The 12,223-nt window shown below is 49.0% G+C and carries 11 protein-coding genes; 2 read left to right on the plus strand and 9 right to left on the minus strand.

Features of this window, described 5'->3' with window-relative positions; all coding sequences use genetic code 11:
* Positions 1-95: 95 nt before the first annotated feature.
* Positions 96-1,493 carry an MATE family efflux transporter gene (locus tag AC1WIP_RS04565; RefSeq protein WP_481140706.1) on the plus strand — a complete coding sequence of 466 codons (1,398 nt, stop codon included), beginning with the start codon at positions 96-98 and terminating at the stop codon, positions 1,491-1,493.
* 85 nt (positions 1,494-1,578) lie between these two features.
* Here AC1WIP_RS04565 and AC1WIP_RS04570 read toward each other — a convergent pair whose 3' ends face one another.
* The 8 genes from AC1WIP_RS04570 to AC1WIP_RS04605 form a co-directional block, all read right to left on the minus strand.
* Complete coding sequence (locus tag AC1WIP_RS04570) at positions 1,579-2,607, minus strand: glycosyltransferase family 2 protein (RefSeq protein WP_481140707.1); 1,029 nt, start codon at positions 2,605-2,607, stop codon at positions 1,579-1,581.
* A 4-nt stretch (positions 2,608-2,611) separates the two neighbouring features.
* Complete coding sequence (mutY, locus tag AC1WIP_RS04575; RefSeq protein ID WP_481140708.1) at positions 2,612-4,399, minus strand: A/G-specific adenine glycosylase; 1,788 nt, start codon at positions 4,397-4,399, stop codon at positions 2,612-2,614.
* Between the two features lie 9 nt (positions 4,400-4,408).
* On the minus strand, positions 4,409-5,356 hold the full coding sequence (locus tag AC1WIP_RS04580) for a 5'-nucleotidase (RefSeq protein ID WP_481140709.1): 948 nt from the start codon (positions 5,354-5,356) through the stop codon (positions 4,409-4,411).
* 61 nt (positions 5,357-5,417) lie between these two features.
* Positions 5,418-5,951 (minus strand): DUF1653 domain-containing protein, encoded by a 534-nt coding sequence (locus tag AC1WIP_RS04585; protein ID WP_481140710.1) that lies wholly within the window; start codon positions 5,949-5,951, stop codon positions 5,418-5,420.
* A gap of 96 nt (positions 5,952-6,047) precedes the next feature.
* Positions 6,048-6,434: a hypothetical protein gene (locus AC1WIP_RS04590; protein WP_481140711.1), complete on the minus strand. Its 387-nt coding sequence runs from the start codon at positions 6,432-6,434 to the stop codon at positions 6,048-6,050.
* A 363-nt stretch (positions 6,435-6,797) separates the two neighbouring features.
* Positions 6,798-9,014 (minus strand): ferrous iron transport protein B, encoded by a 2,217-nt coding sequence (feoB, locus tag AC1WIP_RS04595; protein WP_481140712.1) that lies wholly within the window; start codon positions 9,012-9,014, stop codon positions 6,798-6,800.
* Between the two features lie 79 nt (positions 9,015-9,093).
* The gene (locus AC1WIP_RS04600) at positions 9,094-9,315 is read right to left on the minus strand and encodes a FeoA family protein (RefSeq protein ID WP_481140713.1); all 222 of its coding nucleotides are present in this window, start codon (positions 9,313-9,315) and stop codon (positions 9,094-9,096) included.
* A 14-nt stretch (positions 9,316-9,329) separates the two neighbouring features.
* Positions 9,330-9,542 (minus strand): FeoA family protein, encoded by a 213-nt coding sequence (locus AC1WIP_RS04605; RefSeq protein ID WP_318702950.1) that lies wholly within the window; start codon positions 9,540-9,542, stop codon positions 9,330-9,332.
* Between the two features lie 189 nt (positions 9,543-9,731).
* Here AC1WIP_RS04605 and AC1WIP_RS04610 point away from each other — a divergent pair, with 189 nt between their 5' ends.
* The gene (locus AC1WIP_RS04610) at positions 9,732-10,094 is read left to right on the plus strand and encodes a metal-dependent transcriptional regulator (RefSeq protein ID WP_318702949.1); all 363 of its coding nucleotides are present in this window, start codon (positions 9,732-9,734) and stop codon (positions 10,092-10,094) included.
* 114 nt (positions 10,095-10,208) lie between these two features.
* Here AC1WIP_RS04610 and AC1WIP_RS04615 read toward each other — a convergent pair whose 3' ends face one another.
* A complete protein-coding gene (locus AC1WIP_RS04615; protein WP_481140714.1) occupies positions 10,209-11,915 on the minus strand; it encodes a methyl-accepting chemotaxis protein in 1,707 nt (568 codons plus the stop codon).
* Positions 11,916-12,223: the final 308 nt, after the last annotated feature.

Here is a 12,223-nt window from a genome sequence, read left to right on the forward strand (position 1 = left end):
ATTCATATAATAAAAAACGAACGTGTAGCATTCACTGCGTAAACCCAGTTGAAGGCTGCACGTTTTTTCATTCTATTTTACGGAGGTAACTTCCAATGGAGACTTCAAATCAATATCTGGGAACGGAGCGTGTGGGCAAATTGATGGCCCGATATTCTGTTCCCTGCATCATTTCTCTTCTGGTCGGCGCCCTTTATAATATTGTCGATCAGATTTTTATTGCAAACGCAAGCTACCTTGGGTCTTATGGAAATGCAGCCAATACGGTAGTATTTCCCCTTACGGTAGTAGCTCTGGCGCTGGCTGTGATGGTCGGCGACGGCTGCTGTGCCTTTGTCAGCATCAGTCTTGGCAAGGGCGAAAAGGATGCCGCAAGGCAAAGTGTAGGCAACGCCATCATCATGACTGTTGCAGGCAGTCTTGTATTGATGGCAGTCTATCTGATTTTTCAGAATCAGATCATTGCCATGTTCGGCGGCACTGTAAATGAAGAAACCTTTGCCTATTCACAGGAATACTTTTTCTACATCACCCTGGGCATACCCTTTTATATGTTTGGCCAGGCCATAAACCCCATCATCCGTGCGGACGGAAGTCCCGGCTTTGCCATGGTCTCCACACTGGCCGGAGCGGTGGCTAATACAATCCTGGACCCCATTTTCATTTTTGTTTTTCGGTGGGGCATGATGGGTGCAGCTGTAGCCACAGTGATCGGACAGGTTCTTACAGCTGTTCTTTCCATCTGGTATCTCCTGCATATGAAAATTATTAAACTGTCGGGAAGGGATTTCGTCATAAACCGCAGAATCTGCGGCAGGACGCTGCTTCTGGGCATCACAAGCTTTCTCTCCCAGATCTCCCTGGTGGCAGCCATGACGGCTATCAATAATATGCTCCGCAAATACGGAGCCTCCGATCCAATCTTCGGACAGCCCCAGTATGCACAGATACCAATGGCAGTTGTAGGCATCGTTATGAAATTCTTCCAAATTATCATTTCCATTGTAGTGGGAATGGCCGCCGGATGTATTCCCATTGTGGGCTTTAATATAGGGGCTGGAAACAAGCTCCGTGTCAAAGAGCTTTTCACCAGACTGTTGACTTCAGAAGCAGCCGTAGGCGTAATCGCCTTCCTTCTTGTGGAGTTTTTCCCCAGGCAGCTGATCTCTATATTTGGCGCCGCCAATGAAAGCAGCTATTATACTACATTTGCCATTCAGGCATTCCGAATTTACTTATGTATGATTGTATTAGCCTGCATCAATAAGGCGTGCTTCATCTTTTTACAGGCAATGGGAAAAGCGGCTGCGTCCACTGCCCTTTCCATGATCCGTGAGGTTGTGTTCGGCGTTGGATTTGCGCTTCTTCTACCAGTGTTCTTTGGACTAAACGGCGTCCTTTTCTCCATGCCGGTATCAGATTTTTTAACCTTTCTCGTGGCGGTTTTTCTGATCTTGGGCACATACAAGGAGCTCAATGCAAAGAGCACATAAAAGGCAGGTAAAAGCCTGACTCATTAAAAAAAGCGCTGCAGTCTGAAAATTGCAGCGCCTTTTTTACAGGACACAAAAATATTTTTTAATTAAATCCAAAAAGCTTCTGGCAGATTTTATAGCCCTCCACGGAAATTTTCCGTCCTCCTCTGCCCGGAAGATTCATAGTGCCTCCCATGATGCCGTGACGCATCCAGAAATACAGCATTTTGTCCTTACTCTTTAAATACTGCCACAACTCCTTTTTCTTTTCCAAATGTTCCTTGGTGCCGGCGCGGATCAAAAGAACAGAGGAGACAGTGGTGATAATCTCCAGATAATTTCTCATGTACTGGTACAGTCTTTTATTCTTGAGAAGCTCCGGCTTTTTGTCCACAAAATAATCGATCATGATCTTATTGACCTTGATCTGCTGGTCGATACGTGAAATCATGATGCCCTCGTTCACCGACTGATCCACCCGGCCGATGTAATAGCGGTAAAAATTCACATCCAGATAATACATATTCTTCACATAGGGAAGGGGCTCAAACACATATAAATTGTCCACATAAAAGGTGTGCTCCGGAAGCTTGATTCCACTCTCCTGCAGAAGTCTGGTGCGGAAGATCACAGAGTGCATCAGGATGTAATGGCCCTTTGTAAAATGTCTGCAGTCCTCCCAGGTAAACAGCCTGTCCTTGGGAAGAATATGATGGTAGTGCATTACCTTTCGTCTCTTTTCCCCTTCCTTTTCATAGACAAAATTGCTGACAAGCATATCCAGGGCAGCTGCGCCCCCCGCAAGCTCCCTTAAGGTGGACAGTATCTTAAGATAATCATCCTCCTTCACCCAGTCATCGCTGTCCACCACCTTAAAGTAAAGCCCGGAAGCGTTTGCAATACCTGTATTCACCGCCGAACCGTGGCCTCCGTTCTCCTTGTGTATAGCCTTCACAATGGTGGGAAACCGCTCTGCGTACTCGTCGGCGATCTGCGCCGTTTTGTCCTTAAAGGAACCATCGTCCACAATGAGAATCTCCACATCCTCTCCTCCTGCAAGAAGGGAATCAATGCACTTCCTCATGTAATTTTCAGAATTGTAGCAGGGCACTGCTATTGACAGTAATTTCATCAGCTCACTCCTCCCGGTATCTCTCTTTTCCTAATTTCATGCTTAGATATTTTGTATATGCGGCAAATGCCGATGGTATGGGATATTGGCTTTTCGTCTCCGCAGGCTCGATAAAAAGCCAGTGCTCCTTATTTTTTTCAGGCAGCCTGGGCTCCAGCTCGTCCACCCTGACCAGATACCCCTTCATATGCCATTCCTTATGGGTAAATATGTGCTTGGCTTCCTCCAGAGGTTTAATCCGTATCATCTTTAAGCCGTTTTCCGCCAGGAACCTTCCCACCTCTTTCGCGCTTCGAAAGCCCTCCATGGAAGGAAATTCATACATTCCCGCAAGCAGCCCTTTACCCGGCCTTTTTTTGATGACAGTCTTATTTTCATCCTGTATCACAAGCACGGTCTTTTCTTCTATGGTCCTTGGCTTTGGAGCCGCCTTTTTCGGATATAAAGCTTCCGTTTTCGTCCTGTGGGCCATGCAGATTTCCCCCAAGGGACAAGCCTCACACCGCGGCGCTCCGTTTGGAATACAGACTGTGGCCCCTATTTCCATCATAGCCTGATTGAAGTCTCCGGGCCGCTCCTTGGGCATCACCTCAAGCAGGTCCTTCTCCACTGAAGCCTTTACCTTTGGGTCGCTTATCAGGCGATCATCCCTTCGAAGCCGGGATACCACCCTGAGCACGTTTCCATCCACGGCGGGAGCCCTTCGTCCATAGGCAATGGAGGCGATGGCCCCGGCCGTATAGCTGCCTATCCCCTTCAGCCTTAAGAGCTCTTCCACCGTATCCGGCATTCTTCCCCTATATTCCTCCATGATCTGAACTGCCGCCTTCTGCATGTTGCGCACTCTGTTGTAATAGCCAAGCCCCTCCCACAGCTTTAACAGCACCTCCTCTTTTGCCCGGGCCAAAGCGCCGATATCCGGCAGGGTCTCCATAAATCGTTCATAGTAAGGCTTTACCGCCTCCACCCGGGTCTGCTGGAGCATGATTTCGGAAACCCACACCCGGTAGGGCGTCACCTGCTCCCGCCAGGGCAGTATCCGCCTGTTGGCGTCATACCATTTTAAAAGCGGTTCCGTGATCTGAAAAAGTATATCCTCAGAGGTGCTTTCCTCCAGACATACGGGAACGGGGGCGTTCAGGGTCATGGAATCCTGCGTCACCTGGCAGTCATAGGCCAAAAGCTCCACTCCCGCCTCCTTTGCTCTCTTCAGGGCCTCTGCAAACGCAGGATGGGTGGCTTTATTGGGAGCAAAATATTTCACCCCCTTCATCTGAATCACAAAAAGCACAAAAACCCGGTATCCGTCCTGTCTGGCAGCTATCAGCTCCTCCACATGCTTCACAGCCCGTTCGGAGGGAGCGTCCGGGAAACGCACCACCCCATCCTCCTCCAGGGTAACGCCCTTTACCTCGATAAATATTTTTTCCTCTTTGGTCTCCACATAAAAATCAAACCGGGAATTCCCATACTTTGTCTCCGGACGCACCAAAACAAGACCGGGAAAGAGCTCCTTTTTGTAAAGCCACTCCTCCACGGCCTTATTGGGCGCCTGAGAATCCATATTTATAAGACGCTCTCCCTTTTTTACAGCCACAAGATCGTACCTTGTGCTTCTGTTTGGATTGGGGCTCTGAGCCAGCCATACCCTGGCCCCTTTCCGCAACAGCTCCTTGCAGCGTCCCGTATTTTTCACATGTACCTTTTCTTTTCTGCCCGCAAGCAGCACATAAGCCACAAAGCGGTTTGGCCGCTCCAAAAATTCTGCCTCTGCCATATGCTCATATTTCATGAAAACTTCTCACTTTCCAAAATAGTCCCCCATCCCGCTGGCTCTGGGGTAAGGCACCCTTGCCGCAGGAACATCCCTGGCCGCACTCAGGGTATGTATGATCTGATCGTCAAAAAAAATCTGCGCCCCAAAGGCCTTGAGCACTTCTCTTTTTTCCAGACCGCCCAGAAAGAAGGCCTCGTCCACCTTCACACCCCAGGCCTGCAGAGTGCGGATCACCCTCTCATGAGCCGGAGCGCACCTGGAGGTGACCAAAGCCGTGCGGATGGGACAATTTTCCTGCCCAAGATCCTCCTTTATGCTCGAAAGCTTTTTCAAAAAACCCGCAAAGGGACCGGCTTCCAAGGGCTTTTGGGCATTCAGCCGCTCATTTTCCGAAAAAGCATGAAGCCCTTTCTCCTTAAAAATACGCTCTGACTGATCCGTAAAGAGCACTGCGTCGCCGTCAAAGGCAATCCGTATCTGATCTGCCTTTTCCCCACAGTCCTGAAACGGACTGCTGTCATGACTGCTGTCATTTTCCGTACAGACGATACCCGCCGCAATGCCGTTATCCACAGCGCTCTGCACATCATCCTCATGGGCGGACAAAAAAAGATCCGTTTTAAAAGCGCTCAGATAAGGAGCCAGGGACGAGCCGCTTGCCAGCACCGCCCGCAGGATGGGCAGACCATACGCCTCGATGGATCGGAACACCCGGAGGGACGCCCCGGGACTGTTGCGGGACATGACGATCACCTCCACCAGCTTTTCCTTTTTTCCATATTCGTTCAGTCCAAGAAGGGCCTTGATCAGGCGAAATCCAGGACCCGGCTTTAAAATATCCTTTTCGTGCTCTGCCTGATACCGGCAGTATGCTTCCACTCCCCTTGTCTCATATATCTCATTTTCCACACTCAGATCAAACAATGCTCTGGTGGAAACACCTATGACCATTTTCTGCTTCTCTTTGCGCATATAAAGGCTCCTTTCCGGGAAGCTTCCAGTCAAAGGCCTCGCGCGTCTGCCAAAAGGACTCTTACCGCAGACGGTTGCACTCGTATTTCTCCAGCGTAAGCAGGCAATTCTTCAACGCTTCGTACCGTTCCTCCACATCCCCGTCGTTTACTTCAATGTCACAGGCGATTGCCATAGTCGTAATCATATCGTCCGTGATACGGTGATGAAGTCCTGCCAGAATATTCAAACGCTGTTCGTAGGAGTCCGCGTCCAAAAATTCCAAGACAAGAGGGTCCAGCGTGACCTGCTCCTCGGGCTCCGGCTGTTCTGACTGCAGCGGCGGCTCCGGCTGCTCCACCCGCTCCTTTTGCCTTTGGGTGTCGGCGCCCTGCAGCTCGAAGCGGTACTCCTGAACCGCATCCGGATACTTTTCTTTGTCCACCCGGCTTATGAACATGTCAAGTGGTCTCGCATAGGTCTTAAAGTCGCCGTAAAGGGCCTGATAAACCACAAGCTGCTCTCCCGTCTCAGAGTGCTGTGCGATAGCTGTTATCTGATATAAGTTCCCTTTAAAATGCTTGTAAATTTCATGAGGTTTGGGAATAAATGACATCCTTAAGGCTCCTTTCCATACACAAAAGACGTCAGATAAAATACGTCTTACAATCTAAGTATAACCCTTATGGAGCCAAATGTCATGTAATTCTTATCAATCCGTTATAAGAAATTCATGGTAAAAGTTACAGTTTTCCGCAAAAAAGGTGAAATCCGAGAGCTCATTTTTAAGAGCCTGCCTGGAGAAATCGTCCATTTCGTCAATTTTACCGTGATGTATGGTAATGGTATAATCCCTGGCGCCATTCTCCTTTACCACTCTGGTGAGAGCCACTCCGCTGTCCGCATATCCCTTCTTCTGCAGAAAGTTTTTTATATCCTCCACCAGCTGTCTCTCCTTCACCTGATAAAACTGCGCAAGCTCTCTCTCCTCCATGTCTCCCTGGCTTCTCACCGTTCCCGCGATGCAGAAAGCCGTCACAAGCACAAGGCACACAGTAGCCGCCCAAAATCCTGCAGTGCTTCCTATTCTCCTTTTCATCCTGTGGGCTCCTTTCCCTCAAAAACCTTTCTGAGTAATTGTAAAACTCTCTCCCTGGTGTCAGAAACTGGGCGTAATAACCAAAATAAGGGTGACTAGCCACTGCTTTGGAACCCGTTTTTGATTATTATGACCAGGTTCGTAACTTTGCCAGCGAGTTTCGCAATTACTTAAAAGACCTTTTGTTACTGTATGCTCATAGTAAAGGAATTGCTGTCCCATAAAACTCTCTCAAACGTTCTAATAGAAAAATTTTCCGGCTTTTTACTGGAATTCCTCCGCAAAAATACCACAGGACTGCAGAAATTCTCTGCAGCCCTGCGGCATTGCTTAATTGGTTCATTTTATGAGGAAATCATCTGACTATTTTGCTCCAGCCAGCTTTCTGGTATTGACTCTAAGGGTTTTGCTCTCCTTGCCGGGCCTAAACAGCAGGTAAAGGAAGCCTGCCAGCAAAAGAATGGCTGCTGCGGTTCCGATACCAAATGTGCCCGTGGTAATCAGCATACCGATCTGGTAGATGCACAGGGAAACCACATATGCAAGGCCGCACTGATAGCCGATGGCAAACCAGAACCATTTGGCATTGTTCATCTCTCTCTTGATGGCGCCCATAGCGGCAAAGCAGGGAGCGCACAGCAGATTGAAAACAAGGAAGGAGTATGCCGCAACAGGGGTCATGCTGCCTGCAAGATTGCCCCAGATTTCTGCGCCGTCCTCGGCAACCTCGGCAAAGCCGTAGAGAATGCCAAAGGTGCCTACCACATTTTCCTTTGCCACCAGTCCGGTGATGGCCGCCACCGCAGATTTCCATGCGTCAGCAGGCGCAAGATCGGACCATCCAAGAGGAGTAAATATCCATGCGATTGCATTTCCGATGCCTGCCAGAATACTGTGGTCGATCTCCATATCCTCAAGCATTCTGAACTGTCCGTCCACAAAGCCGAAATAAGTGGTAAACCAAATCACGATGGTGGAGAGAAGGATCACCGTACCGGCCTTCTTGATAAAGGACCAGCCTCTCTCCCACATGCTTCTGAGCACATTCCCAACGGTTGGCCAGTGATATGCGGGGAGCTCCATAACGAAGGGAGCCGGATCTCCTGCAAACATCTTTGTCTTTTTCAGAATAATGCCGGAACAGATAATTGCCGCAATCCCCACAAAATATGCGCTGGGCGCAACCCAGGCGGCACCGTCGAACAGCGCTCCTGTAATCAGGGCGATAATGGGAAGCTTGGCGCCACAGGGGATAAAAGTAGTGGTCATAATGGTCATCTTGCGGTCTCTGTCATTTTCAATGGTTCTGGAAGCCATTACGCCGGGAACACCACAGCCCGTACCGATCAGCATGGGAATAAAGGACTTTCCGGAAAGACCGAATTTACGGAAAATACGGTCCATGATAAAGGCAACGCGGGCCATATAACCGCAGGACTCCAAAAATGCCAGGAAAATAAACAATACCAGCATCTGAGGCACAAAGCCCAGTACGGCTCCCACACCGGCCACAATACCGTCAACAATAAGACCCTGCAGCCATGCGGCGCATCCGATGGACTCTAAAAGTCCGGTGATCAAAACAGGTATTCCGGGAATTTCCAGTCCAAAGAGACTCCAGCCATCCCCGAACAGGCCGTCATTGGCCCAATCGGTGGCCCAGGTGCCCACCGTTGTAACAGATACATAATAGACCAAAAACATAACCAATGCAAAAATGGGAAGCGCAGCCCACCTGTTGGTGACGATTCTGTCGATCTTATCGGAGGTTGTCATCTCTCTTTTGCCGCTCTTTGTACAGCAGTCCTTGATAATGGAAGAAATATATACATATCTCTCGTTGGTGATAATGCTCTCCGTGTCGTCGTCAAAGGCTTCCTCCAAAGCCTTGATCTGCGCCGATACGTCCGGAGCCTGCTTCATCTGTTCCTTGATCTTGTCATCCTTTTCCAAAAGCTTAATGGCGAAGAAGCGCCTCTGTTCCTTAGGAACCTCTGTTGGAAGCATCCCCTCCACCTGCTTGATCACAGCTTCAACCTCAGGGGCAAACTCATGCACAGGCACGGCCCCAGCCTTTCTCTGGGCTGCGCAAACAGCCTTGGCCACCGCCTTTTCAATTCCCGTTCCCTTTAAAGCCGAAATCTCTACAGTCTCACAGCCAAGTTTTTTGCCCAGCTTGTCGATATGTATTTTATCCCCTGATTTTTCTACCAGGTCCATCATGTTTACCGCCATGACAACAGGAATGCCAAGCTCCAGAATCTGCGTGGAAAGATACAGATTTCTTTCAATATTTGTCCCATCCACAATATTGATAATGGCATCCGGTCTCTCACCTATCAGATAATTTCTGGCCACCACCTCCTCTAACGTGTAGGGAGAAAGGGAATAGATGCCCGGCAGGTCCATAATGGTGACATCCGAAGCGCCGGCCGCATAGGCTTTCTTCAGCTTTCCTTCCTTTTTTTCCACCGTTACGCCGGGCCAGTTTCCCACAAACTGATTGGAGCCGGTCAGCGCATTAAATAATGTTGTTTTCCCGCAGTTTGGATTTCCTGCTAGTGCAATTTTAATCGACATTTCAATCTCCTTTACCCTCAGGACAGCAGTTATTATAAGCTATCCAAAATTAGTCATCGCTAACTCTTGTGCAAAAAAATTATTCCACCTCGATCATAGCGGCATCCGCCTTCCGAAGAGACAGCTCATAGCCTCTTACGGTCACTTCTACGGGATCTCCAAGCGGAGCTACCTTTCTCACAAAGACTTCAACGCCCTTGGTGATTCCCATGTCCATGATACGTCTCTTGACCGGACCATCCCCGGACAGCCTCTTTACCTTCACTGTCTGCCCACAGGCAGCCTCCTTCAGTGTCTTCATAATGCTCTCCTTTACTAAACCATGATTTTATTCGCCATGTCTTTCCCTATGGCCACTCTGGAATCCTTAATGTTTACAATCAGATTCCCACCGGTTTGAGATACCACCGTAACGGTTCCGCCGGTCACAAAGCCAAGGCTTTCCAGAAACTTGCGGGTTTCCTCCCTGCCTCCGACTTTTTTGATAACACTGGGTTCTCCCTCCCTTGCCATTGACAACGGCATCATCTCATCCTCTCTTCCGTTTTGACTGCTTCGTTCCAACTTGAAAACGATTTTCATTTCTACGAAAGTTAGTATACGCTAACACTTATTAGTTGTCAAGAACTCTTAGTATTTTTTTCTAAAAATTGCACAAACTTCAATTTCATGATAGAATAATAAACATTAAGTAACCATATTGGGGAGAGTACACAAATGATCGTAAACGAATCCGCCGAAAATTATCTGGAAACCATTTTGATATTGAGCAGAAAACTGCCTGTGGTCCGTTCCGTAGATATCGCCAATGAGCTTGGCTTTAAAAAATCCAGCGTCAGTGTGGCCATGAAGAATCTCCGTCTGAAAAATCATATTTCAGTGGATGATTCCGGCTTTATCACCCTCACCCCCTCCGGCAGGGCTATCGCCGAAATGATCTACGAGCGTCACGAGCTGCTCTCCTCCTGGCTGGAACGTCTTGGAGTTTCCAAGGAGACCGCCGCAGAGGATGCCTGCAAAATTGAGCATGTAATCAGCGCCGAAAGCTTTGAAGCGATCAAACGCCATGTGAAGGGCTGACGAATGCTTTTTGTATCCTGATGGATTCAGAAAAAACGCCCCACAGCTTAGAACCGCTGTGGAGCGTTTTTTGATTCGGTCAATTCTATTGTCTTTTACTGCTGTTTTCACAGACTATTCCTTACGCAATGTAAAATGCGACACCAGCTCGCTCATGGAAACTGCCTGAGCCGAGAGCTCTTCGCTGGTGGCCGAGGTCTCCTGCGCCGTTGCAGAATTGGACTGCACTACCTCCGATATCTGATTCACACCATTTTCCACCTGCTCCATGGCGTCCGCCTGCTGGCTTGTGAGCTCGCTTAACTCCTTAGAGGCTTCCGCAATGATCTTCACACCGTTTACCACCTCATCAATGGAAGCTGCCGCACGCCCTGCGGCCTTATTTCCCTCCTCGATTTCCGAAAGAGAGCCCTCAATCAGCTGCCTGGTATCCACTGCCGACTGTGCACTCTGCTCCGCAAGCTTTCTGATCTGCTCTGCAACCACTGCAAAGCCTCTTCCCGCTTCTCCGGCCCTTGCGGCTTCAATGGCAGCATTCAGGGAAAGAAGATTTGTCTGGCTGGCAATATCCTCAATTTCAGAAATAATATTTTCAATTTTCTGCGAGGTTTCATTGATTCTGTTCATGGCGCTTACCATAGCCTGCATCTCGCCCCGGCTGTGATCCGCCTCTTCGGCATACTTCTGCGCCTTCTTGTAGGTTTCCCCCACAGATTCCGCCGTCATCTGCACGCCGCTTGCGACATTGGCGATGGTAGCCTGCAGCTCTTCCACAGAGCCCGCCTGGTCCGTGGCCCCCTCTGCAAGAGCCTGGGCAGCGTTGGCAAGGTTCTCCGCTCCCGCAGACACCTGGTCGGACGCCTCCTCAATCTTCTGCATGGTATCGTTCATCTGACGGTTCATCCTGCGCATGGCATTCTTCAACGCTTCAAAATCGCCTGCATACTTGTCCTCTATCTTAGTGCTTATGGCGTAATTGCCGTTCGCCATCTCGCCTAAAAGCTCCCCTGCATCATTAATAATCAAGCTTAAGTCAACCGCCATCCTGCTTGCCTGAGCCGCAAGGCCGGCCACCTCGTCCTCTGTATCCGTCTTGGGAAATTCCTCTGTCAGATTTCCCTGGGCAAAGGTCTTAAAACGGGCCTCCAGGGCAGCTACCGGGTTGGCAATCCCCTTTGCAATGGAAGTGCCCAGACGTACAGCCAGCCAGAATGCCACTAAAATTGCCAGGACAATGATCAAAGTAAACACCAGGCCAATGATCCGGAGACTCATTTCCAGGCTGTCGCCGCCTTCCACCTTCAAATCCAACAGCATTCCCAAATCTGTATAGATCTGATCATACAAAGGATCCAGCTCCTCCCAGGCCCGCAGCTGGGCAGCCTGTTTTCTCACCCGGTCCGTGGTATTGCCTACATTGATCACGTCATCATCTATTTCCCAATAGGCTTCCAAGGCAGACAAAACGTCATTATAGGCTTCTTGTTCCTCCTGTGACGTGAGCATCTGCCCAATAGTCTCCATATATGTAAGAAACGCTTCCTTTTTTTCGTCATGGGTCTCCACAGAGGTATCGATCCACTCCTGCTCGTCGTAGCCAATCACCGCTCTCGTTGCGCTTCTCATATCCGCAAACGTCACCATCGCCTTTCCAATATCTCCCTGGGCAAATCCATAATTGGTCAGGGCATAGGAATATCTGGATAAAATCACAGCCAGCGCCGCCACTCCAAGAACAGCTGCCACGCTGGCAATGGCCGCCGAAAGCACAAAGCCTGTGGTTAACCTTTTTTTAATCTTCATTTTCTTTAGATTCAGCATAAATCATGTCCTTTCCGCAGGCGCCCCTGACAGGCACCTTCCATAAACTTACATTTCATTTTATCACTTACCGCCAGATAATCAACTGCTTTTAAAAAAATCTTGCGTCCCAAAGTAAACTATTATATGATATTAGCAGTATTTAATCTTACGACTATTGCATTTTCATTTTAATCCTGACAGAAAAGAGGTACTGCAATGACAGCAAACGAAAAGGCTCTGCTGATGCACGAAGAATGGAACGGAAAGCTGGAGACCGTTGCCAAAGCTCCTGTAAAATCCAGGGAGGATCTGGCCATTGCCTACAC

This window comes from Acetatifactor sp. (assembly GCF_982438285.1).